Raw genomic sequence first — 24,126 nt, 5'->3', positions numbered from 1 at the left:
GTACAGGATATGCTTTCCAACCTTATCGTTGAGAATTATGCACTTATCAGTAAACTTGACATTGAATTTAAGAAAGGCCTGACTATTATTACCGGTGAAACAGGAGCCGGAAAATCAATTCTTCTCGGAGCTCTGGCCCTTATTCTGGGTCGAAGGGCAGATACCTCGGTACTTTATGATAAAGAAAAAAAATGCATTGTCGAAGGCACATTTGATATTACGAATTACAGGCTCAATAATTTTTTCAACGATAACGCACTTGATTACGCGAATCAGACGATAGTGCGAAGGGAAATCCTGTCATCGGGAAAATCAAGAGCGTTTATCAATGATACACCGGTTAATCTTGAACTTTTAAGCGAGTTCGGAAGCCGGTTGATCGATATCCATTCACAACACCAGAACCTGAATCTTTCAAACAGCCTTTTCCAGCTAAAAGTACTCGACAGCTATGCACGCAGCGGTGAATTGCTTAACAGGTATCTGACTGCCTATTTTGATTACCGCCAAACAGAAAAGAATTACAGGAACCTTTCTGAGAATGCGGCTAAAATGAAAGCCGACCTGGATTATTTCGTGTTTCAGTTTGCCCAGCTTGATGAAGCAAAACTAAAAGCCGGCGAACAGGAAGAGCTTGAACTTGAACTTGAAAAGCTCACTCATGCTGAGGAAATCAAGAATTCACTGATGCAGAGCTTCGAAAATATCCAGGGCGAAAGCATGTCTGCGGTCCAGCAAGTAAAGGATGCGTTGTCTGCCATTTCACGAATAAAAAAATATCTGCACAATAACGAAAACCTTGCCGACCGGATCAACTCGGCCTATATCGAACTCAAGGATATTGCAGGGGAAATTGATTCATTGAATAATCAGCTTTCCTTTGACCCCAAAAGATTGACTGAAGTAAACGACAGGCTGAATATCCTTTTTAATCTTGAAAAAAAGCACCGGGTTTCAGGTTTGGATGAACTGATAGCTTTACGCGAAAATTTCCGGGAGAAAATTTCAGAAATTAATTCATTTGAGCAGGGTCTTCCCGAACTTGAAAAGAAATTGCAGGAACATCACTCGGTTCTCCAGGAAATTGCAGGCGAGCTTTCATCAAACAGAAGAAAGGCTGTACCGGAGTTTGAAAGACGGATCGTCAGCCTGTTGCAGGAAGTGGGTATTCCGAATGCCGGTTTTGCCGTTACACTCAATGCAAATGGCGATTTTACTCCCACAGGTGCTGATCATATACAATTCATGTTTTCAGCTAACAGGAACATGAAACCTCAGGATATTGCCAAAGTGGCTTCAGGCGGTGAAATTTCAAGGCTCATGTTATGTATAAAATCGCTGATGTCGGATTCAACGGGATTGCCGACAATCATTTTTGACGAAATCGATACGGGAGTATCCGGTGAAATTGCCGAACGCGTCGGCAATATCATCTTCAGGATGTCAGAAAAAATGCAGATCATCAATATCACTCACCTTCCGCAGGTTGCAAGCAAAGGTGATTATCATTTTCTTGTTTATAAAACCGATGAAGGTCAGTCTACGGTTACCCGAATGAAACTACTCAATGAAAGCGAAAGGCATTTGGAAATTGCCAAAATGCTTAGCGGTGAAGAGGTTACTCCGGCGGCTCTTGAAAATGCAAGAGCATTGCTTGGTAAGTAGTCTTATTTTATCTTTGTGGAATAACTAAATTTAATAGAATGGCTTATAATCTGCTGAAAGGAAAAACGGGCATTATTTTCGGAGCCCTGAATGACAGATCAATAGCATGGAAGGTCGCTGAAAAAGCCCATGCAGAAGGTGCACGGATTGTTCTCACAAATACACCCGTAGCCATGAGACTTGGTGAAGTTAATGAACTGGCTGCAGCCACCAACAGCATTGTTGTGCCTGCCGATGCAACAAGCACGGAAGACCTTGAAAACCTCGTCAGTAAATCGATGGAATTTTTCGGCGGTAAATTCGACTTTGTGCTGCATTCAATTGGTATGTCACCCAACGTAAGAAAAGGAATTCCCTATGATAATATTAATTACGATTTCTATTTAAAAACACTTGATATATCTGCTCTTTCGTTCCACAAGGTAATCCAGATCTGCCGTAAAATGGACGCCATAAACGACTGGGGTTCAATAGTCGGGTTGTCTTATGTTGCTGCCCAGCGTACCTTGTTCGGATACAACGACATGGCCGATGCCAAGGCCCTGCTTGAATCCATTGCGCGCAGCTTCGGTTACATTTACGGACGTGAGAAGAAAATAAGGATCAATACCATTTCACAATCGCCCACCCTTACAACAGCCGGTAGCGGAGTGTTCGGATTTGATTCACTCATCGATTTCACGGAAAGGATGTCACCCCTGGGGAATGCGTCTGCAGAGGATTGCGCCGATTATTGTATTACGCTCTTTTCCGATCTCACCCGCAAGGTAACGATGCAGAATTTGTTCCACGACGGTGGTTTCAGCAGTATGGGTATGAGTGAGAGGGCAATGACTCAATATGATAAGTCGTTTAAGGAATGCCCTTGAAGAATGTTTCAAAGTTGTTTCATATGGTTTCATTTAGTTTCAAAGTAGTTTCAGAACAATTTGAAACAATTTGAAACATATGAAACAACATGAAACTAAAAACTATCTGACCCTCTCAATATAATCACCGGTCCTGGTGTCAATCTTGATCCGGTCACCGATGTTGATAAAGAGGGGAACTTTCACCTGGGCACCGGTTTCAATGGTGGCGGTTTTCAGGGTACGGGTTGCAGTATCACCTTTCATGCCGGGTTCTGTATAGGTCACTTCCATTTCAACGGATACCGGCAATTCAGCAAATATGGGTTCTTCACCGTCAAAGTAAACTTTAATATTGGCACCTTCCTTTAAGAGGTCAATACCCTCGCCTATTGTTTCCCTGGGTATATGAAGCTGATCGTAGGTTTCATTATCCATAACCACCACGTTCGTTCCGTCTATATAAAGGAATTGCTGTTCTTTAAAATGAACTCTAACAATTTCCATTTCATCATCGGGACGAAACCGTTGTTCGATTAACCTGCCGGATTTGAGGTTACGCATTTTAACCTGGTAAAACGCCCTTAAGTTACCCGGAGTGCGGTGTTCGTATTCAAGAACAATTGAAATTTCGCCGTTATATCTTACAAACGTGCCTTTGGATATATCCGATACTTTACCCATAAAAATAATTTTGCGCAAAATAAATGAAAAAAAATGAAATTAAATGACTTCGTAAGTCATTTGGATAATAAATCTTTATAAGCCAGCATTTCATCCCTGAATCGTGCTGCTTCTATAAAATTCAGTTCGGATGCAGCTTTTTCCATCGATTTTTTTGCCTTGTCCATTGCTTTTTGCAGCGCATCCTTTGTCATATACTGAACCACCGGGTCAGCGGCGACATCTACCTTTTCCGGCTCAACATATACCTGGCGGTCGCCGGTTTTGCGACGAATGTCATTGAGTATGTTTGAAGCGGCCTTGACGATCTGCCTCGGCGTAATCCCGTTGGCTTCGTTATATGCGAGCTGAATTTCCCGTCTCCTGTTAGTTTCATCAATAGTTTTTTTCATTGATTCGGTCATGTTTGTCGCATACATGATCACCCGCCCGCTCAGGTTACGAGCGGCACGACCTGCCGTTTGGGTTAGTGACCTTTCCGAACGCAGGAATCCTTCCTTGTCGGCATCAAGTATCGCAACAAGCGAAACCTCAGGAAGATCAAGTCCTTCACGTAACAGGTTCACCCCCACGAGCACATCAAAGGTTCCGTTTCGTAACCCTTCCATGATCTCGATGCGCTCCAGCGTTTCCACATCCGAATGAATATACCGGCATTTGATATCCAGGCGAACGAGATAATTGGTGAGTTCCTCGGCCATCCTTTTGGTCAGGGTGGTCACAAGTACCCTCTCGTTGTTTGAAATGCACACCCTGATTTCTTTCAGGAGATCATCGATCTGGTTAAGCGATGGTTTCACTTCAATTACAGGATCCAGCAGACCGGTGGGCCTGATAAGCTGTTCGACAATTACTCCCTCACACTTCTCTAGTTCATAATCGGCAGGTGTGGCGCTAACAAATACCATCTGCCCTACCAGGTTCTCAAACTCCTCGAATTTAAGAGGCCGGTTATCAATGGCCGAGGGCATCCTGAATCCATATTCAACCAGTGTCTGCTTCCTTGAATGGTCGCCACCGTACATCGCCCTGATCTGGGGAATAGTCACATGACTTTCATCTATAATGGTAAGAAAATCTTCAGGAAAATAGTCGAGCAGGCAAAATGGCCGTTGTCCGGGAGGCCTGCCGTCAAAATATCTTGAATAGTTTTCAATACCCGGGCAATACCCGAGCTCCTGGAGCATTTCAAGATCATACGTTACACGGTCTTTCAGCCTTTTCGCCTCAAGATGTTTTCCTATATCCTTGAAAAAAGCAATCTGTTTGCCCAGGTCAACCTGGATCAATTCGAGAGCCTGTAACATCCTGCTTTTTGTTGTTACAAAAATGTTGGCAGGATAAATGGAGGCATGCTCCATTTCTTCAAGCGTTATGCCCGTTTCAGGATCAAACATTTTCAGCTCTTCTATTTCATCACCGAAGAACATAATCCGGTATGCGTAATCACTGTAAGCCAGGAATACATCAACCGTATCGCCGGCCACCCTGAAATTTCCTCTTTTAAACTCGTTTTCATTGCGTGAGTAAAGGCTGTCGACAAGCTGTCGTAAAAATGAATTCCGCCCCACTGAATCTCCCCTGCTGATCTGGATTGTATTGCTGTGGAAATCCTCAGGATTGCCAATACCATAAAGGCATGATACGGATGACACCACAATCACATCCCGCCTGCCTGATAAAAGGGATGACGTGGTGCTCAGTCGGAGTTTTTCTATTTCATCATTAATTGAAAGGTCCTTTTCAATATAGGTATCCGTTACAGGCAGGTAGGCCTCAGGCTGATAATAATCGTAATAGGAAACAAAATATTCAACAGCATTATTCGGAAAGAACTGCTTGAACTCACCAAAAAGCTGTGCCGCAAGGGTTTTGTTATGACTTAGTACAAGGGTTGGCCGTTTAAGTTTGGTTACGACGTTTGCCATGGTGAAAGTCTTGCCTGATCCTGTGACTCCAAGAAGTGTCTGGTATTTCAGATCCCTCTTTATGCCTGAAGTAAGCTGCTCAATAGCCCGGGGCTGATCCCCTGTTGGATAGTATTGTGAGTTTAAAGTGAAATCCATGATTTTAAGTCCGGTTATCAATCTTTTAGTGACAAATGTCAAAATTAATAAACCTTTTCCGGTATAGTGAACGTAAAAGAATAGTAATTTTTAGTCACGTAGATATTTGATGCCCAGAAAAACAGGTATATTAAAGCACATTGCAGAAATTATTTCTCAGAATAAATCCCTTACTTCCGAGAATGAAAAACTGAACCGGCAAAATGAATTCCTTTCGCAGGAAATAGAAAAATATAAAGTCCTCCTCAATAAACTGGGTAAAAATGAAATTTCAACAAAGCCGGGCACAGAAAAGAAATCGCATGTAATGCGGTTTAAGACTGCAACTGTCTTATATGCTGACGTGATCGGTTTTGAACAAATTACATCCCAACAGGATCCAAAACTTTATGTGGATTCACTTGATGAAATTTTTATCAAGCTTCAGCAGGTAGTAACCAAGTTCCCGGTTCGCAGCATCCGTACAATCGGCGATTCTCTCATGCTTGTAGGAGGTATTCCGCAGAAAAATATAACCAATCCGATAGAAGTATTGCTGGCGGCTATTGAAATGCAATACTTTTTCAGGGATCTGCAACGCACCAATGCGTTCAGCAATATCTGGAAACTCCGGATCGGAATACATACAGGAACAGTAATTGCCGATGTAAGCGGTAAAAAACGACCTCATTATGAGGTTAAAGGCGAAACAGTTAACCATGCCGCCCGCATCAGGCAATTTTGTGAAGAAGGACAAATACTCATATCAGCTACTACATACGAACTTGTAAAAGACCTGTTCAATTGTGAGTATTATAAAAAAATGCCGGTTAAATATGAAGGTGAAATCACCCTCTATTCGGTAAAAAGCATTAAGACAGATTATTCTTTACAGGGCAAGGGGATTATTCCAAACAAAAAATTCAGCCTGCGTTTTGGGTTGATACAGTTCACTGATTTACAGGAATATTTACTCGATAAGCTCGAAAAAGAATTGCCGCCCAGTCTGTTTTATCATAATATAAAACATACAGTGGATGTGGTTACCCAGGTGGAACTCATCGGAATCGGGGAAGGTGTGACTGATGAAGAGCTGCTGTTACTGAAAACCGCTGCTTTGTTCCACGACGCCGGGCATACCATATCGTATGATAATCATGAATACTTCAGCTGCCTTGTGGCACGGGAAATGCTCACTGAATATTATTATACTACGGCACAGATTGATTTAATCTGTGAACTGATCATGGCTACCAAACTGCCTCCCCGACCAGCCAATAAGCTTGAGAAAATTATGTGTGATGCAGACCTCGATTACCTTGGAAGAAGTGATATGATCCCCGTTTCAAACCTGCTTTTCATGGAACTGAAAGAACGATCAAAAATAAAATCACTTAAGGACTGGAACAGCATGCAGGTAAAGTTTATCAGCGGGCACCAGTACTTTACTGAAACAGCCCGTAATCTGCGTGAGGTTAATAAACAACTTCAGATTGAACGCATCAGGAATCTGATAGTGGAAGAATAAAAATTTGTTTCAAAGTTGTTTCAAAGTTGTTTCAAGGTTGTTTCAAGGTTGTTTCAAGGTTGTTTCAAGGTTACCTTGTTGGAACCATTTGGAACCACGTTTAAACCACTTTGGAGCCATTTGGAACCATTTGGAACCACGTTTAAACCACTTTGGAACCATTTGGAACTATTTGGAACTATTTGGAACCATTTAGCCTGATCAAACGGACTTTTTCTTCCATTTCCCCAGGAACCTCATCAAATTCTGCCTCGTCAGAGCATGCCGCTTCGTACCACGGGTTCCCAGCAGGTATGCATAGGGTTCCAGACGGGGTATTCTTTTGAGAATTATCTTCAGCATGGCAAGAAAAGGGATTGTAACCAGCATGCCCGGAACTCCCCAGATCATAGCACCTGCTATAAGTCCGATAATTATAACAAAAGGATTAAGCCTGATATTATTCCCGACTATATAGGGAGAAAGTAGATTATTTTCAAAAAAGTGCACGATGAAAACAAAAGCAAGGATGCGGATGGCAATGACCTCGGAATCCTGGGTAAGCAACGCGAACAGCAATGTCATGGCTCCTCCGATCACATTACCGAAATACGGAATAAAACTGAATAGGGCCTGGATAACCCCGATCAGGAGCGCATATTTCAACCCGATAATCAGCAGTCCTAATGAATTAAAGAAGCACAGGATAAACACCACTGTGGTTACACCCAGCATATAGCGTGTTACCACTGTTGCGATTTCTCTTAAGATATTAATGGTTATAAGCCTGTATTCCCTGCCAGTCAGCTGAAGAATGAAGTAAGCAAACTTTGTACGGTAATAAAGGAACAAAAAAACATAAACAGGCTGCATGAAAAGGGCGAAAAGTGTTCCGGTTGTAGCTGAAAATAGTTTTCCCGATTGCTTGCCGAGGTCGAAAATACTGTTCACTATAAAATTTTTAAGTCGGCTTGCCGACACCCCGAAATTGTTTTCCACGTATTGTTGGATGATTGTTAGGTGTTCAATGGTTTTCTCCTTAAATTGTGGCAGGTCGTCCAGAAACAGGTTCATTCTTTTAACAACCGCTATGGCAATGATAGCCACGATGGCTACAGCGAGAATAATAGGTACAAGAATTGAGAAAATACGGGGAAAACCTCTTTTCTCAAGGTAATTAACAATAGGGTAAAGCAGGTAAGATATCAGGATTCCGAAGGTAAGAGGATAAAGAAACTCCTTAGCCATAATGAGGGCATACAATAAAAGAATTATTGCCAGGAGCAGGAACGACAACTTCATGCCTATTACCTTATTATTCATAACGATTGGTGTTTAAATGTAAAGGTAGTGCAAAAAAAAGATACCGGATGCCGGATGCCGGATACTGGATACTGGATACTGAATACTGGATACCGGATACCTATAGCCCCGGCCTTCACCAGTCACCAGTCACCAGTCACCAGTCACTAGTCACTTCTTTAATCCGTCTGAATAAAATTGAATTTGATTTCGAGGATGGATTCGTAGTATTCCCCTCTTTCCATGATGTCATCATCTCCCTCTTCGTAATACCAGTTAATTGTAAGCTTATTGCCTTTTCTTACAATATCCTTGAGGGCCCTTAAAATATGAAGCAATGCTTTTGAAGATCCACTGTTGAAATACTCAAGTTCAATATCAATAGTTGTGGATTCAGGCGGATTTTGACAATAATAATAAACCCACTCAAAAAGATCATCATAAAACTTGGAAGCATCTTCAGGAATGGAACGACCGCTGATCCTCATTCTGCCATCTTTGTTGAAGGCAACATCAGGTGTTTTTTTGGTACTTTCGATCAGCAGGTTATCCATAAAATCGCTGTATGATAAATCGTGTGTGTAGCCTATACGCCCACAAAATCAAAATGTTTCTGAATAAATCCAAAAAAAAGATCGGCTGTAACAAATTTATAATAAAATTCCGTACTACAGCGCAGAGGCTTTTTTCAATGTTTTATCATGTCTGCATCCCTTGTTCCAAGCCAGTTGACCGAAACCGATATAAACGGGAAAAATGGCTGGTTTACGGTTTCACTAATTATTATAAAGGCGGTTATAAAATTGACCAACGGTACATTTATTTTGACGAACAGTTATTTTAGCTCAAAACTGATCAAAACGGGCGACCGGGGTTAGATTATGAGATGAGTACTGAAACTGTCTTGCTTTATAATACCCTGTGATTGCAATCATGGCTGCATTGTCAGTTGCATACTGCAGCGGAGGTATAAACACATTCCACTTCCGTTTGGCACCCAGTTCATACACTGCCTGTCGGAGTCCTGAATTAGCCGAAACCCCGCCCACAACGGCAATATCATGAATCCCTGTTTCTCCTGCCGCTTTAACGAGTTTGCGTGTGAGCGAATCGATAATGGCCTTTTGAATTGAAGCGCACAAGTCATTCGTATTATTCGCCATAAATTCCCTGTCCTCTGCCATCCTGTCGCGAAGGAAATACAGGAATGATGTTTTAAGCCCGCTGAAACTGAAATCCAAGCCTTTTACAGATGCTTTGGAAAATTCAAATGCGTTTGCATTCCCTTCTTTCGCGTACTTGTCGATTAACGGGCCACCCGGGTAAGGAAAGCCCATCACCTTGGCACACTTGTCAAACGCTTCACCTGCAGCATCATCAATTGTCTGTCCTATGATATGCATATCCAGGTAATCCTTCATCACCACAAGCAAGGTGTGGCCGCCCGATACTACAAGGCAAAGGAACGGAAAACGGGGAACCGGTTTTTCATTTTCACTTTTCAGTATGAAAACAGAAAGAATATGAGCGAGAAGATGGTTTACGTCAATAAGAGGAACCCTGAGCGATAATGATAGTCCTTTTGCAAATGAAGAACCTACCAGAAGTGAACCCATTAATCCGGGCCCCCTTGTATAGGCAATGGCATCTATATCCGCAACAGTACAATCTGCCTCCTTCAAAGCAGCGTCAACAACCGGTATTATATTCTGCTGGTGAGCACGCGAAGCAAGCTCGGGCACTACACCGCCATACTCTTTGTGTACCTGCTGGTTGGCAATTTTATTTGAAAGCAGCAGACCGTCTTCAATTATGGCAGCAGATGTATCATCACAGGACGATTCGATACCGAGGATGGTTAATTTCATTATTGCCTTTAAATTAAAAACTTTTTTCGCAATTTTGACGTTGTGTAAACTATGGCAAGCCGCAAAATTATTAAAAAGTTGGCAAAAATAACAGCCATCCTGCTGTTGATTGTTTTTGCCCTGCCTGCATCCGCTTTCCTTCTACTGCAAAGTAACCGGATACAGAATGATATTGCCGCCTTCATAATGAATAAGGTATCCGCAAAATTCAATACCCGCTGCTCAATCGGGAAAATAGATATTGCTTTTTTTTACAGAATAAGAATCAATGATGTGTACCTTGAAGATATTACAGGTGATACACTCATTTATGCCCGTTCAGTCACAGCAGGCATCCGTTCCATTAATCCCGTGGCAAAGACCTTTTCAATAGGAAGCATCAATGTGGACAGGGGGAAATTTTACCTGGCCATTGACTCGGCCGGTGATTTGAATATTAAATATTTTCTTGACAAGTTAAAGGGAAACGGGACAAAATCAAAGGGCGGCTGGACTGTTGAACTGAATAACCTGAGGACCCGGAACAGCACATTCAGTCTCAAAAATGCCAATTATGTTCCAAAGGATTTCGGGATCAATTACAGCGATATGCAGGCTACAGGCCTGAACGCTGATGTAAGACGTTTTAGCCCTTCATCCGATTCTCTTTCATTTTTTGTGAAATCGCTTAGCTTTAAAGAAAAAAGCGGGCTCACTGTGGAAAACATGAGTTGTCTTTTCAGTGAGAGCAAAACATTTCTTTCCTTCAGGAATCTTGAAATCAGGACAACTGAATCCGAGATTAAAGGAGATGAGGTTTCCCTCCGGTTCGCCAGTTACAGCCAGATGAAAGGTGATTCATTTCCAGGATCTGTGAAATTGCGCATAAGGCTTGATAGATCTGTATTCAACCTTAGTGACCTGTCGTATGTTTCCCCCTCATTCAGGAATATTAAACAGCAGGTTACATTTTCAGGCCGTGTTTCAGGAACTCTTAATAATCTAAGGGGAAAGGACCTATACGTGGGCTTTGGCAATTATTCACACTTTGCAGGTGACCTGAGCTTTGAAGGACTTCCGCAGATAAAACAAACTTTTATTGTAGCTGATATCAATGAATTCATTACATCGGAATCCGATCTGAAGAATCTCCAGTTCTTCAGGCAGAAAAACATACGTATTCCCGAAATATTGAATAAACTGGGCAGAATAACCTACAATGGCAATTTCACCGGCTTTATTAATGACTTTGTGGCCTATGGCAAATTCAATACTGCTCTTGGGGTTGTTCGTACCGACCTTCTTTTTCGGCCCGACACGTCCAATACACTAGGATTCCAGGGAAAGCTGAACGCGCAGGATTTTAATATCGGTGAACTTGCGAATGCTTCGGACAAAATGGGTAAGATCAGTCTGACTGCAACAGTGGATGGCGCTTCGGTTGCCGGCAAGTCGGTTCATGCTTCCCTTAAAGGCAACATCGGTTTGTTTGAATTCATGAAATATGAATATAGCAATATTTCGCTGTCGGGCGACCTGAATAACCGTACATTCAACGGATCGGTAAATGTACATGATCCGAATGTCGATCTTGAATTCCTCGGAAGGGTTGATATTACAGATTCAGTGCCGGACTTCGATTTCAGGGCCAATATTACCGATGCGAATTTATATGAGCTGAACATCACACCAAAAGATCCTGATTTCAAAGTCTCATGCTATCTGATCGCAAATGCACACGGGCAGTCAATAAATACAATGAACGGAGAAATCAAGCTTCTCAATTCACTCTTTGTTAAAAAGGATAAGCAGCTTCAGGTCTATGATCTGACTCTGAGTTCGAAATCCGGATCGTCAGGTAACTTTTTACAACTGAAATCGGATTTCCTTGATGCGGAATTGTCAGGAAATTATGAATTAACAGGTATGGCCGAAACAGTAAAACATTTCATATTCGATTACTTTCCATCCCTGGCTGATTCGGCAGCTATTCCGAAATTTTCCTCCTATGATCTTGCCTTTACTTCAAAAATAAAAAACATCCGGCCGCTGTTTGACTTTTTCCTTCCTGATTACGGGGTGGCAGAAAATAGCCTGATGAGCATGCGTTACAACGGCACAGGACATGATTTGAATATGCATTTCGAAGCGGCTTATGTAAAAGCAAAAAATATCATATGGGATAACCTGAATATAAATGCTTCCGGATCTCCTGAATCGTTGCATTTTGAAGCAGGCAGCGAAATCATGTCACTCGGAAAGCGCCTGCGGTTTGAAAATTTCACTGCAATTGCCAACTCAGCCCATGACACTTCCGGAATTCAACTTAAGTGGAATAACTGGAAAGATGTAACCTCAAAAGGCATGATCAGTGCTATGACGAAATTCAACCGGGCATCATTGATGTCAAAGCCGGGCATTGAGGTGTCTTTTAAAAAGTCTGAATTCATAGCCCGTGATACCGTATGGAACATACAGCCGGGCATGGTAAGGATCGACAGTTCAGCCATACGGTTTGACAATATTGCCATAAACCACCTGAACGAATTTTTCAAAATTGACGGTAACATAACAGAAAACCCGGAGGACGTTGTAACGGTTGTTTTCAATCATTTCGACCTTGGAAATCTCAACAGCCTGTCAGCATCCTCTGGCTATAACCTGGATGGTGTTCTGAACGGCAATGCCAAACTTTCGGGCATTTATTCCACGCCATTTTTTACAAGCATGCTGCACATTGACAGCCTTGTTGTAAACAATGAAATGCTTGGGGCAACGCAGATCAATTCTTCGTGGAATAACCGTAAAAAGGCCATTGAGCTTGACATTTCAGCCATGAGGGACAATCTCAAAACGGTTAACATAACAGGTGAATACCTGCCTACGGATGAAGGCCGGATTGATTTTGATATCCGGCTTGAAAAATTAAGGATGAACATTCTGAACCCTTATTTGAATTCTGTCTTTAGCGATATCAGGGGGATGGCATCAGGAAAGGCCACCTTAAAGGGTACATTGAAAAAACCTGTTCTCAATGGAGAAATAGCGTTACAGAAATCGGCGTTTACAATCAATTACCTTAAAACAAGGTATAGCTTCAGTGACAAAATACTGATTGAGAACAACAACATGTATTTTAACGAGATAAGGGTTTTCGATCCAAAAGGAAACTCCGCTTATCTGAGCGGAGTGATGCGAAGCAGATACCTGAAGGACCTCAGTGTTGACCTGAACATTCGTTCTGAAAATTTTCTCTGCCTGAATACGACTCTTGCTGATAATAAAACGTTTTACGGCACTGCCTATGCCACAGGCACCGTTAAAATGCAGGGTCCTTTACGATCCATGACAATGGACATTGTGGCTACATCGGGCAAGAATACAAATGTCAAAATTCCATTGTCCAACACCGGTGAATTAAATGAATATCCTTTCATTGAAGTAAGCGATGTAAACGATGGCAATGAACCTGAAGAGGTCAAGACCTACCAGGCTGATTTCTCGGGTTTAAACATGAGATTCAAGCTGATTATGACCCCTGATGCCGAAGTACAGATGATCATTGACCCCGTGTTGGGCGAGATCATTAAGGGAAGAGGAAACGGCAACCTCGATATACGTATGAGCAGTCGGGGCGGCTTTACCATGTCGGGCGACTATGTGATTGAAGAAGGGGATTACCTGTTCACTCTTCAAAAGGTAATCAACAAGAAACTTACAATTGAACCGGGAGGTACGATTCACTGGGATGGCGATCCGCTGGATGCCACAATTAACCTGATTGCAAATTATTCGACACGTTCATCGCTTGCTGACCTGTTAGGAGGTGAAGACGATCAGAAGTTAAAAGTGGATGACAGGGTTACATTAACCGGAAAACTGATGTCTCCGGATATCAATTACGACGTTTACCTTCCTGATGCTGACGAATCAACAAGGTTGAGAGTGAACGGAGCTATGGCTACCACGGAGGAGAAGACGAAGCAGTTTATTTCATTGCTGATAACCAATCGCTTTTCACTGAATCAGGAATACGGCCGGCAATATTCGGGCGCCACATCGGTATCAAATTCGTCCTCTTCCATTTATTCCAGTGCTGCAGGGGTTAACTTCAGTGAATTACTATCTAACCAGCTTAGCAACTGGTTGTCTCAAATTGTCAATGACCTGGATGTTAACGTAAATTACAGGTCAAACCGTGAGATGAACAGTGATGAATACCAGGTAGCTCTTTCTTACCCGCTTTTCAACAATAAGCTTATAATTAACGGAAGTGTTGACATGTCAACCAACGCTGCTGCTTCCACAACGAACCAGATTGTGGGTGAATTTGATATTGATTATAAACTGACGGATAATGGAAAATTGAGGTTAAAAACATTCAACCATTCCAACAATGAATCGGTGGTTGAGCAGGGTTTGACACAAAATTCAACTTACACCCAGGGATTAGGTATAACATATAAAGAAGATTTCAATACCCTCGGAGAACTTCTCAGGCGGCTATTCGGAAAAAAAGAGGAAAGTCCCGAGCCTGTCGATACTGACAATGAGAAGCCTGTAGTTAATAACTTGCCTTGAAAAATAAACACCTGTGTTCAACGTTTATTTAATTTTAGCAAACCAATAAAAATTCTTATGCTTTTCGTTCTGTTGCAAAATGTATTGACTACGACTGCCGATAGTCTGGCGGCAGGCCAAACGGGTGCACATGCCACTCTGAATTACTGGGATATGGCCCAAAAAGGCGGATGGGTGATGATTCCGATAGCATTCCTGCTTCTTCTTTCAATTTATATTTTCCTTAACCGCCTGGTTGTGCTGAATTACGCTTCAAAAGAGGATTACAACTTCATGAACCGCATCAAGGATTATATCCATGACGGAAAGATCGATTCAGCACATGCCCTTTGCCAGAGCACACAATCACCTCTGGCCCGCATGATTGAAAAAGGCCTTTCAAGGCTTGGACGACCCATGAAGGAAATTGAAGAATCAGTTGAAATTGTAGGTAAATTTGAAATCTATAACCTTGAAAAGCATCTGAGCGTTCTGGCTGTGGTGGCCGGTATTGCACCAATGTTTGGTTTTATAGGGACCATCATCGGCGTTATTAAGATTTTCTACAATATTTCACTTTCCGATAATATTTCAATCGGGATTATTTCCGGTGGTTTGTATGAAAAAATGGTCGCCAGTGCTTCAGGTCTGTTTGTTGGTATCCTGGCATTCATAGCCTATCATACACTGAATATCATGGTGGAAAGAATTGTTCATAAGCTTGAATTCAGCGTCATGAATTTCATGGACATTTTAAATGAACCGGTTAAAAAATGATACAGTTAAGGAAAAAGAAGAATGCCATGGCTGAGGTTTATACCTCATCCTTTAATGATATCATGTTCTTCCTGATGTTGTTTTTCCTTATTGCATCAACACTTATCAGTCCAAGTGTTGTAAAGCTAACTCTTCCCAATTCAAAATACCATCAAACCATCAGGAAAACTGAGATCGCGTTGTCTGTAACAAAAGATCTCCAGTATTTTGTCAATAAGCAGCAGGTAAGTTTCGACCAGCTTGAGAATGTACTTTTGACAGCTACAGCTGGAAAAACAGAACCCATCATTGTTCTGAGGGTTGATAACACAATTCCGGTACAGAATTTGGTGGATGTTCTCCAGATAGGGAATAAGATTAATGTAAGGATGATATTAGCAACAAAGGCTCCAAATGGGTGAAATAACTCGACAAACATATACTAAGGCTAAAGTTGTAGGCTATACAGGATCGATCGGAACAGGCATCATTTTATTCCTGATCCTTTTCTTTACGTACATTTATACGCCCATTCCTCCCTATCCCGAGGGTGGCGGAGGCGGAGGTATGGACCTTGAAGTAAACCTGGGTTATGCCGAAGCTGGTTTTGGTGAATTGCAGCAGTCGGATCTGTCAATACCCGATTTCACTCAACTAACCAATCCTGCCCCACCCGCTGAAACCAAACCGCAGGAAGTGTTGTCTCAGGACATCGAGGAAACAGCCAGCATAAGCGAAACTCCTAAAAAAGAAAAAAAGCCGGAGCCTAAAAAGGTTGTCTCTTCCACAACCACACCGAAAAAACCGGTCAACCAGCCTGTAACCGAAAAACCAAAGACAGTAAATAAATCGGCCCTTTATAAGCCCAGTAATAATGCGACTTCTAGCACAGGCCAGGGAAATACCGAAGGGGCAACCGACCAGGGAGTTCCCGGGGGCAAGCAGGGTTCGGCTTTATATGGCCAGGGCGGAAGCGGTGGAACCGGTCCGGGAAGCGGCGGAGGTTCAGGCGGAGGATCCGGCGGAGGTATTGGGTCAGGCATTGGAGATGGCGTAGGTCCGGGCATTTCGTTCAACCTTGACGGGCGTTCAATGATCTTCATCCGTAAACCCGATTTCCAGATTCAGAGGGAAGGTATTGTTGTTGTTGAAATAACAGTTGACAATAGCGGCAGGGTAATTGCTGCAACACCCGGTGTGAAGGGTTCGACAATTGTTGACAATACATTATATGCGGCTGCCAAAAAGGCCGCTCTGGAGTCGAAATTCAATGTAAAGGATGATGCCCCGCAAAGGCAGATAGGAAGAATTACCTATCACTTCAAACTCGAGTAATCAGAAGAACATAAGCTGAACAGCGGAAATCAAAACCGCCACGAGAAGCACATATCTTACAAAGGCAGGTCCCCAGCTTACTGCCGACTTTGTTCCGAGCCAGGCTCCTGTCATGCTTCCTATCGAAAGGATCAGTCCCGATTTATAGTCCACCTGGTGCCCGATCATGTAAATCAGCAGGGCAAAAGGGGTGTATAAGAAAACAAGGAAATTTTTAATGGCATTGGCTTTCACAAGATCCATACCGGCTCCGAGTACGAGCCCGCCAAGAAGGAAAAAGCCGACACCTGCCTGCACAAACCCGCCGTAAACGCCAATCAGGAAAAAAACGATAAAATTGAGCCAGATTGAAGCAGGGATCTGCTTTTCTTTCTGTCCTTTCAGCCATGCCTCCGGCTTTAAAAGGATAAAGAAGAACATAATGATCAGAAGGATACCGATGACCCGTTCCATGGCTTTGGCATTCAGTGCAAGTGCCATAAGTGCACCGGCAATGGAGCCCAGTACAGAAGGAATGCCGAGTTTTAACCCGGTCGACCGGTCAAGTGCCGCCTGCTTTCTGAAACCCAGCGAACCGACAAGGCTTTGAAGCATGATGGCAATCCGGTTTGTACCATTGGCCATGTTTGGCGGAAGCCCGATAAACATGAGCATAGGCAGCGTAAGCAGTGAACCGCTGCCTGCAATTGTATTGATAAAGCCGGCAACAAGGCCGGCTCCGATTATCAAAAGATATTTATACCATTCAAGGTCGAAAAAGGTAAGTATTACCATGCAAACAACGGGTAGTCTTTCATTAGCTGGTTCACTTTTCCCCTCACTGCATCAATCACTTTTTCATCTTCAATATGCATAATCACATCATCAATGAGCTCAACGATGGTTTGAATAAGATCTTCCTTGGCGCCTCTTGTCGTGATGGCAGGTGTACCAACTCTCACGCCTGATGTGGTGAAAGGAGTACGCGAATCGAAAGGAACCATATTTTTGTTCAGGGTGATATCGGCTTTCACAAGGGTATTTTCAACCATTTTACCTGTAACCTCAGGCACTTTGGTTCTTAAATCAATCAGCATGGAGTGGTTGTCGGTTCCATTTGAAACCACCTTATAACCCTTATCAATAAAGGCTTTTGCCATGGCAGCCGCGTTTTTCTTCACCTGGGTCACATAATCCCTGTAAGAATCAGTCAATGCCTCACCAAATGAAACTGCCTTGGAAGCGATCACATGTTCGAGCGGTCCGCCCTGGATACCAGGGAAAACAGCCATATCAAGCATGGCCGACATCATTTTGATTTCTCCTTTCGGAGTAGTAATACCCCATGGATTCGGAAAATCGTGTCCCATCATAATCAGACCGCCCCTTGGACCGCGCAGGGTTTTATGTGTGGTTGTGGTTACTATATGACAATGCGGGAATGGATGATTCAGCAGACCTTTGGCAATGAGACCGGCCGGATGAGCAATGTCAGCCATGAGCAGGGCGCCCACTTTATCGGCAATAGCCCTCATGCGTTTATAATCCCAGTCGCGCGAATAAGCCGATGCACCGGCTATGATAAGCTTCGGTTTTTCCTGAAGGGCAATTTCCTCCATTTTATCATAATCAACACGTTCGGTATCAGGGTTCAGTGTATAGGCGACCGGTTGGTATAAAATTCCTGAGGAATTAACAGGAGATCCGTGTGAAAGGTGACCGCCATGGGATAAGTCGAGACCCATGAATTTGTCACCAGGATTGAGTACGGCAAGCATAACGGCTGCGTTGGCCTGTGCACCTGAGTGAGGCTGAACATTAGCCCATGCTGCATTGAATAATTGCCTGATCCTTTCGATGGCAAGGTTTTCCACTTCATCAACTACCTGGCATCCGCCGTAGTATCTTTTGCCGGGCAGTCCTTCGGCATATTTATTGGTCAGGCATGAACCCATAGCCTCCAGTACCTGGTCACTGACGAAATTCTCAGATGCTATCAGTTCAATACCGTGCAGTTGCCTGTTTTTCTCACGGGTAATTAATTCGAATATGCGGGAATCTCTTTCCATGGATGTAAATTTTAGTTTCAAAAGTAATGGTTTTGCCAATGAGTTAAAAAATAAAATTGCAATTGTTTATGAGATATTAACCAACAGCAGCATCATATTTTTAATAATTCCTTACATTTAGTATATCAACCACTTAAATCTCATTCCATGGAATTAACAATTAAAACACAGGACCGCTATTCGCGGCTCCAATTGCTTTTACGCACCTTTTTCGGCTGGCTGTACATTGCGATTCCTCACGGAATTATCCTGTTTTTCCTTGGTATCTGGTCTGCAATCCTGACCTTTGTAGCTTTCTGGATCGTTCTCTTCACAGGGAAATATCCCAAAACCATGTTTGATTACCAGGTTGGTTTCAACCGTTGGAACCTTAGGGTGAACACGGCAATGATGAACCTTTCTGACGGTTATCCCGGTTTTGGCCTGGATGTTCAGGACGAGAACCTGAATTTCAACCTGGAATATCCCGAAAAAATAAGCAGGGTCTTGCTTCTCCTTCGTCTTTTCCTGGGCTGGCTGTATGTTATGATTCCACATGGATTCTTATTATTTTTCAGAACCATCGCCACTATGGTAATTGTTTTCATCTCGTGGTTTGCTGTTCTTTTCACAGGTAAGTATCCTGCCGTATTTCATGAATATGTCACCGGACTCATGAGATGGAATACACGGGTAAATCTTTACATTGCATTTCTGACCGATCAGTATCCGCCGTTTAACGGAAAGGCTTAGTTCAATAGCCCCGGCCTTAAGGCCGGGGGCAATGGATGACCCGGATTTATAGTCCCCGGCCTTAAGGCCGGGGCTACTAATCCTCCGAAATTTCTATCAACCAGTTGCGGTAATAGGAGAATAATTTCGACTTGGATAAAAAGCCGATGTATTCTCCGTTGTTTACAACCGGAAGGTTCCAGGCTTCATTATCCTCGAATTTCTTCATGACGCTTTCCATTGAATCACCCGGCGAAATGTGAGTGGGAGGAGGCTGCATCAGGTCGCGCACAAAAACCTGGTTGTACATTTCACTGTTGAAAATGATATGGCGGATGCTGTCGAGCAATACAACACCTACCAGGATGTTTTTGCCGGTAATTACAGGGAACAAGTTTCTTTTTGAACGGGAAATAGCCTTTACGAGCTTGCCTAGTGAATCAGCCGGGGTAACAGGCACGAAATCCTTTTCGATCAGCTTATCCATGTCCAAAAGGGTGAGTATAGCTTTGTCTTTGTTGTGAGTGATCAGTTCGCCGCGCGTTGCCAACCGGTGTGTGTAAATGGAATGAGGTTCGAAATAACGGATGGTAATAAAGGAAACTGTAGAGGTAATCATTAACGGGATAAACAGCACATAACCACCTGTGATCTCAGCAATGAGAAAGATGGCAAAAAGCGGGGCATGCATGACGCCGGCCATTAATCCGGCCATGCCGCTCAGGATGAAATTCTGTTCCGGTACGTTGATAAAGTGGATTTGGTTAAGGAGTTTTGCAGCCAGGTACCCCGTGAAACCGCCCATGAACATGGAAGGAGCGAATATTCCCCCCACCCCGCCGGCACCGGTTGTGGCAGTCATGGCTATTGGCTTGAACAAAAGTACGAGCACCATGAAGACAACAAAATACCATAAACTGCCTTCATGGCCGCTGAATATGCTCCCGTGGGTGATTGAACTGATATTACCTTCGAGAAAATCATTCAGGATGTCATAACCTTCACCGTAAAGTAAAGGGAGAAAAAGAATAAGTAATCCGAGCACCAGGCCGCCGATAATCCACCGTGTAGTCCGGCTGCCGATTTTTGCAAAGAGTTTTTCAATTGAAAAGGTCATCCTTGTAAAATACAGCGAAACGATACCTGCAAAAAGACCGAGAACGATATAAAGAGGTATATTGTGCAGGTTGAAATTGCCCTGAACAGGATAATGCAGCGAAACGCCGGGATCAAGGAACAGGTAAGATATTGTGGCACCTGTTACAGCCGATATCAATAGCGGAATAATCGACCACACACCGATATCAAGCATCAGCACTTCCAGTGCAAAAACAACACCGGCTACAGGGGCTTTGAAGATACCGGCAACTGCGCCTGCAGCACCACAGCCAATAAGTGTTGTAATGGATTTGTAATTCATGCCGAAAAGCCTTCCGAGGCTCGATCCCATGGAGGACCCGGTAACCACAATAGGCGATTCAAGTCCGACAGATCCTCCGAAACCCACTGTCAGTGTTGAAGCAATAATGGAAGAATAGCTGTTATGAGGCCTTAGAAAACCTCCCTTTTTTGAAATAGAATAGAGAACTTTGGTTATTCCGTGACCCATTTCATCTTTTACCAGGTACTTTACATATAAGACGGTAAGCAGGATTCCCAGCATCGGAAAGGCCAGGTAAAGGAAGTTGATCTGGAAATAGCCACCATACTTAAGAACAAACTGGTGAGTGTAATGAACCGTGTTTTTAAGCAGCACCGCGGCAAGCCCACTGACAATGCCAATGAACAGGCTAAACACATACATTTGCTGCCTGTGATTAAAACGATCTGAAAACCAATTGATTATTTTTGTATACCCCTGTCCGTTTTTCATCTGCCGCCCCTTTTCCTTTTTTCTGATTTTATTTGCGTGAAATTATAACGAAACAATAGAGGATGCAAATGTTTTTTTTCCGGGGTCGGACCAGACTATACACTAAAACAAGGGTTTAAAGGTTCCAATGTTTAAAGGTTTAAAGGTTTAAAGGTTCACTCAGGTTTACAATGGATGCCACCTGGTCGAGATCGGCTTGCTCTTTGAAATGATGACTATTATATTCGATAGCCATCGCGATGCGATCATAGTTTGGATTCTTGCGCTTAAAGCATAAAATGTTTAGATTTGATGTTATCAAACTAAAATAAAAAAGCAATGCGCAGAATACTTTTCACCTTGTGTTTAATACTTCCGGCAATTTTCACTGTCATCGGACAAACCACCTATCAATATCCTTTCCAGGATCCGTCTTTGCCGGTTGAGGAAAGAGCATATGACCTTGTTTCGCGACTTACTTTGCAGGAAAAAGTAACCCAGTTTTTCAACCATAGTGAAGCCATTCCGCGTCTTGGTATTCCGCAGTATGATTGGTGGAATGAATGCCTTCACGGCGTGGCAAGAGCCGGTAAGGCCACAGTGTTTCCACAGGCTATTGGTCTTGCAGCTACCTTTGATGAAGAACTGATGTTCACTGTGGCTACCGCTATTTCCGATGAAGCAAGGGCCAAGCATCATAATTTTCTTAAAAACAATGTGCACAGCATTTATACCGGACTTACCTTCTGGTCGCCGAACATCAATATATTCCGCGATCCCCGTTGGGGAAGAGGCCAGGAAACCTACGGAGAAGATCCATATCTGACAGGCAGAATGGCTGTAAATTTCATTAAAGGATTACAGGGAAATGACCCTCACTATCTTAAAACCATTGCAACGGCCAAGCATTATGCTGTTCATAGCGGACCGGAATACAGCCGCCATGTCGATAATGTGTTTGTTAATGACCGCGACCTGTATGATACTTACCTACCTGCATTCAAAGCTTCGGTGAAAGAAGCCAATGTACAATCGGTAATGTGTGCCTATAACAGGTTCCGTGATAAGCCATGCTGCGGCTCAGACCTGCTTCTCAGTAACATTCTCAGAAAGGAATTCGGCTTTACCGGTTATATCACATCGGATTGCGGTGCCATCAGTGATTTCTATACAAAAAACGCCCATCATGTGGTTGAGAACTCATCCCGTGCCTGGGGATGGTCGGTTTCCACCGGTACAGACCTGAATTGTGAAACTCCTGCCAGTTTTCTTGTAAGCAACCTTGATTCGGCCATACAAAACGGCGTGATCAATGAAAAAGACCTGAACACATCACTTCTCAGGCTTTTTGAAGCCAGAATCAAACTGGGAATGTTCGATCCGGATATCATGGTTCCTTATTCCAAAATACCCTTTTCAGTTGTAGGCTCCAAAGAACATTTGCAACTCGCGGAAAGAGCAGCCGAGAAATCACTTGTACTGCTCAAAAACGATGGCATCCTTCCATTGAAAAAAGGAAAGAAAATCGCTCTTATCGGACCTAATGCCGACAACTTTGACATTCTGATTGCTAACTACAACGGGGAACCTGTAGTTCCCATCACACCGCTCACAGGACTGAGAACCAGGATGGGAAAGCAAAATGTGCTTTATTCCGCCGGTTGTCCCATAGTACCCGGCATTTATACCAATTACCAGCCGGTACCGTATAAGAATTTATTTCATGATGAAAACGGAGCGCTTAAAAATGGTCTTAAAGCTGAATACTACAGTGAAGAAGGATTGAAAGGCCAGCCTGCATTTGTGCGTGTTGACAGCTCAGTGAATTTTTACTGGATGCGCTCACCGGTTGATAACCAGATGGAAGATAGTTTTTCAGTTAGATGGACAGGAATTCTTATTCCAGATAAATCAGGTACTTTTACATTCGGAGGTAATACCCGTGTAAAAATTAACGGGAAAGATCCCGGAAAAAATCTCGTGGAACTTGTAAAAGGCCAGAAATATAATCTTGAAGTTACATTTACTGTGGTACCCTTCTGGTGGAACAATGCAGTTGAACCTTCAGCAAAATTCGAATGGGTTGAAACATCAAAGGATTACAAAAAAGAAGCGGTTGATGCTGCCAAAAAGGCAGATGTGATCGTATTCTGCGGTGGTATTTCTTCCAGTCTCGAAGGTGAAGAAATGCCGCTCAGCATTGACGGGTTTTCACACGGTGACCGCACTCACATTAATCTTCCTTCTGTTCAGGAAGACCTGCTGAAAGAGCTCAAAAAAACAGGCAAACCCATTATTTACGTTAATTTTAGCGGCAGTGCCATGGCTATGAATTGGGAAAATGAAAACGTTCCGGCAATTATCCAGGCATTTTACCCCGGTGAAGCCACAGGTACAGCCCTTGCCCGCATGCTGTCCGGTGATTTCAACCCGGCTGGCCGATTGCCCGTTACCTTCTATAAATCGGTTAACGATTTGCCTGACTTCAAGGATTACCGCATGGAAGGCAGAACATACCGTTATTTTAAAGGCGAACCGTTATGGGGTTTTGGCTACGGATTAAGCTATACCACATTCACATATAAAAATCTTACCATTCCTGAATCATCGCCGGCCGGATCTGATGTAAAGATATCTGTTGACGTTACCAATTCAGGAAAGATGGATGGTGAAGAAGTCGTTGAAGTATTTGTGACCAACCAGGGCGCATCAGTTCCTGTTCCGCTTAAAGCACTGGCCGGATTTAAAAGAGTGATGCTTAAAGCCGGAGAAACCAAAAAAGTTGAACTCGTTTTGAAAGCTGAAAGTTTTTCGGTTATCAATGAAGAATACAATCGTGTTGAAGAAGCCGGCAAATTCATTGTATATGCCGGTGGTAAACAACCGGTTGCTGGTGATAAAAATACACTAAGTGATGAAATAAACATTACAGGGCCAACAGTTGTTATTCCCTGAAAAATGTTTTC

The 24,126-nt window shown here is 43.1% G+C and carries 17 protein-coding genes; 9 read left to right on the top strand and 8 right to left on the bottom strand.

Features of this window, described 5'->3' with window-relative positions:
• Positions 1 to 9 precede the first annotated feature (9 nt).
• Together recN and VK179_08270 are read left to right on the top strand one after the other, a co-directional pair.
• Complete coding sequence (recN, locus tag VK179_08275; GenBank protein ID HLO58724.1) at positions 10 to 1,665, top strand: DNA repair protein RecN; 1,656 nt, start codon at positions 10 to 12, stop codon at positions 1,663 to 1,665.
• A 38-nt stretch (positions 1,666 to 1,703) separates the two neighbouring features.
• On the top strand, positions 1,704 to 2,534 hold the full coding sequence (locus VK179_08270; protein ID HLO58723.1) for an enoyl-ACP reductase: 831 nt from the start codon (positions 1,704 to 1,706) through the stop codon (positions 2,532 to 2,534).
• Positions 2,535 to 2,636: 102 nt separating this feature from the next.
• Here VK179_08270 and efp read toward each other — a convergent pair whose 3' ends face one another.
• Positions 2,637 to 3,197, bottom strand: a complete 561-nt coding sequence (efp, locus tag VK179_08265) for an elongation factor P (GenBank protein HLO58722.1) — start codon at positions 3,195 to 3,197, stop codon at positions 2,637 to 2,639.
• Positions 3,198 to 3,253: 56 nt separating this feature from the next.
• Complete coding sequence (gene uvrB, locus VK179_08260; protein HLO58721.1) at positions 3,254 to 5,263, bottom strand: excinuclease ABC subunit UvrB; 2,010 nt, start codon at positions 5,261 to 5,263, stop codon at positions 3,254 to 3,256.
• A 109-nt stretch (positions 5,264 to 5,372) separates the two neighbouring features.
• Between uvrB and VK179_08255 the strand changes: the two genes are divergently transcribed.
• Positions 5,373 to 6,770 carry an adenylate/guanylate cyclase domain-containing protein gene (locus VK179_08255; protein HLO58720.1) on the top strand — a complete coding sequence of 466 codons (1,398 nt, stop codon included), beginning with the start codon at positions 5,373 to 5,375 and terminating at the stop codon, positions 6,768 to 6,770.
• 201 nt (positions 6,771 to 6,971) lie between these two features.
• Here the strand turns inward: VK179_08255 and VK179_08250 are convergent, their stop codons facing one another.
• The 3 genes from VK179_08250 to tsaD all read right to left on the bottom strand — a co-directional run bounded on the left by VK179_08250 (position 6,972) and on the right by tsaD (position 9,919).
• The gene (locus tag VK179_08250) at positions 6,972 to 8,072 is read right to left on the bottom strand and encodes an AI-2E family transporter (GenBank protein HLO58719.1); all 1,101 of its coding nucleotides are present in this window, start codon (positions 8,070 to 8,072) and stop codon (positions 6,972 to 6,974) included.
• Between the two features lie 158 nt (positions 8,073 to 8,230).
• On the bottom strand, positions 8,231 to 8,605 hold the full coding sequence (locus tag VK179_08245; GenBank protein ID HLO58718.1) for a DUF1987 domain-containing protein: 375 nt from the start codon (positions 8,603 to 8,605) through the stop codon (positions 8,231 to 8,233).
• Positions 8,606 to 8,896: 291 nt separating this feature from the next.
• A complete protein-coding gene (gene tsaD, locus VK179_08240) occupies positions 8,897 to 9,919 on the bottom strand; it encodes a tRNA (adenosine(37)-N6)-threonylcarbamoyltransferase complex transferase subunit TsaD (protein ID HLO58717.1) in 1,023 nt (340 codons plus the stop codon).
• Positions 9,920 to 9,970: 51 nt separating this feature from the next.
• On the opposite strand from tsaD, the gene VK179_08235 reads away from it, so the two are divergent.
• Genes VK179_08235 through VK179_08220 form a run of 4 tightly spaced genes read left to right on the top strand, consistent with a single transcriptional unit; the run spans position 9,971 to position 16,549 of the window.
• Complete coding sequence (locus VK179_08235; GenBank protein ID HLO58716.1) at positions 9,971 to 14,479, top strand: translocation/assembly module TamB domain-containing protein; 4,509 nt, start codon at positions 9,971 to 9,973, stop codon at positions 14,477 to 14,479.
• 57 nt (positions 14,480 to 14,536) lie between these two features.
• Positions 14,537 to 15,235, top strand: a complete 699-nt coding sequence (locus tag VK179_08230; protein ID HLO58715.1) for a MotA/TolQ/ExbB proton channel family protein — start codon at positions 14,537 to 14,539, stop codon at positions 15,233 to 15,235.
• Entirely contained in the window at positions 15,232 to 15,636 is a 405-nt protein-coding gene (locus VK179_08225) for a biopolymer transporter ExbD (GenBank protein HLO58714.1), read from the top strand. Before VK179_08230 ends, VK179_08225 begins: the two co-directional genes overlap by 4 nt.
• Entirely contained in the window at positions 15,629 to 16,549 is a 921-nt protein-coding gene (locus VK179_08220) for a hypothetical protein (GenBank protein HLO58713.1), read from the top strand. The genes VK179_08225 and VK179_08220 overlap by 8 nt, the downstream gene beginning before the upstream one ends.
• Here VK179_08220 and VK179_08215 read toward each other — a convergent pair whose 3' ends face one another.
• Entirely contained in the window at positions 16,550 to 17,323 is a 774-nt protein-coding gene (locus VK179_08215; GenBank protein HLO58712.1) for a sulfite exporter TauE/SafE family protein, read from the bottom strand.
• Positions 17,317 to 18,597, bottom strand: a complete 1,281-nt coding sequence (glyA, locus tag VK179_08210) for a serine hydroxymethyltransferase (protein HLO58711.1) — start codon at positions 18,595 to 18,597, stop codon at positions 17,317 to 17,319. The genes VK179_08215 and glyA overlap by 7 nt, the downstream gene beginning before the upstream one ends.
• Positions 18,598 to 18,744: 147 nt before the next feature.
• On the opposite strand from glyA, the gene VK179_08205 reads away from it, so the two are divergent.
• Positions 18,745 to 19,329, top strand: a complete 585-nt coding sequence (locus tag VK179_08205; GenBank protein HLO58710.1) for a DUF4389 domain-containing protein — start codon at positions 18,745 to 18,747, stop codon at positions 19,327 to 19,329.
• Positions 19,330 to 19,405: 76 nt separating this feature from the next.
• Here VK179_08205 and VK179_08200 read toward each other — a convergent pair whose 3' ends face one another.
• A complete protein-coding gene (locus tag VK179_08200) occupies positions 19,406 to 21,181 on the bottom strand; it encodes a chloride channel protein (protein ID HLO58709.1) in 1,776 nt (591 codons plus the stop codon).
• Positions 21,182 to 21,499: 318 nt separating this feature from the next.
• Here VK179_08200 and VK179_08195 point away from each other — a divergent pair, with 318 nt between their 5' ends.
• Positions 21,500 to 24,115 (top strand): glycoside hydrolase family 3 C-terminal domain-containing protein, encoded by a 2,616-nt coding sequence (locus VK179_08195; GenBank protein HLO58708.1) that lies wholly within the window; start codon positions 21,500 to 21,502, stop codon positions 24,113 to 24,115.
• The last annotated feature ends 11 nt before the right edge of the window (positions 24,116 to 24,126 follow it).

The organism is Bacteroidales bacterium (genome assembly GCA_035299085.1).
In the GTDB taxonomy this organism is placed as follows: Bacteria; Bacteroidota; Bacteroidia; order Bacteroidales; family UBA10428; genus UBA5072.
Note: the sequence above shows the minus strand (reverse complement) of the source record. Positions and strands in the feature narration are given on the sequence as shown.

Excerpts from the sequence above, each read along its gene's own strand:
- uvrB (HLO58721.1), bottom strand. The coding sequence starts at position 5,263 with ATGGATTTCACTTTAAACTCACAATACTATCCAACAGGGGATCAGCCC.
- VK179_08250 (HLO58719.1), bottom strand. The coding sequence starts at position 8,072 with ATGAATAATAAGGTAATAGGCATGAAGTTGTCGTTCCTGCTCCTGGCA.
- efp (HLO58722.1), bottom strand. The coding sequence starts at position 3,197 with ATGGGTAAAGTATCGGATATATCCAAAGGCACGTTTGTAAGATATAAC.
- VK179_08220 (HLO58713.1), top strand. The coding sequence starts at position 15,629 with ATGGGTGAAATAACTCGACAAACATATACTAAGGCTAAAGTTGTAGGC.
- VK179_08225 (HLO58714.1), top strand. The coding sequence starts at position 15,232 with ATGATACAGTTAAGGAAAAAGAAGAATGCCATGGCTGAGGTTTATACC.
- VK179_08245 (HLO58718.1), bottom strand. The coding sequence starts at position 8,605 with ATGGATAACCTGCTGATCGAAAGTACCAAAAAAACACCTGATGTTGCC.
- VK179_08205 (HLO58710.1), top strand. The coding sequence starts at position 18,745 with ATGGAATTAACAATTAAAACACAGGACCGCTATTCGCGGCTCCAATTG.
- VK179_08255 (HLO58720.1), top strand. The coding sequence starts at position 5,373 with ATGCCCAGAAAAACAGGTATATTAAAGCACATTGCAGAAATTATTTCT.
- tsaD (HLO58717.1), bottom strand. The coding sequence starts at position 9,919 with ATGAAATTAACCATCCTCGGTATCGAATCGTCCTGTGATGATACATCT.
- VK179_08195 (HLO58708.1), top strand. The coding sequence starts at position 21,500 with ATGCGCAGAATACTTTTCACCTTGTGTTTAATACTTCCGGCAATTTTC.
- VK179_08230 (HLO58715.1), top strand. The coding sequence starts at position 14,537 with ATGCTTTTCGTTCTGTTGCAAAATGTATTGACTACGACTGCCGATAGT.
- VK179_08200 (HLO58709.1), bottom strand. The coding sequence starts at position 21,181 with ATGAAAAACGGACAGGGGTATACAAAAATAATCAATTGGTTTTCAGAT.
- recN (HLO58724.1), top strand. The coding sequence starts at position 10 with ATGCTTTCCAACCTTATCGTTGAGAATTATGCACTTATCAGTAAACTT.
- VK179_08235 (HLO58716.1), top strand. The coding sequence starts at position 9,971 with ATGGCAAGCCGCAAAATTATTAAAAAGTTGGCAAAAATAACAGCCATC.
- VK179_08215 (HLO58712.1), bottom strand. The coding sequence starts at position 17,323 with ATGGTAATACTTACCTTTTTCGACCTTGAATGGTATAAATATCTTTTG.
- glyA (HLO58711.1), bottom strand. The coding sequence starts at position 18,597 with ATGGAAAGAGATTCCCGCATATTCGAATTAATTACCCGTGAGAAAAAC.
- VK179_08270 (HLO58723.1), top strand. The coding sequence starts at position 1,704 with ATGGCTTATAATCTGCTGAAAGGAAAAACGGGCATTATTTTCGGAGCC.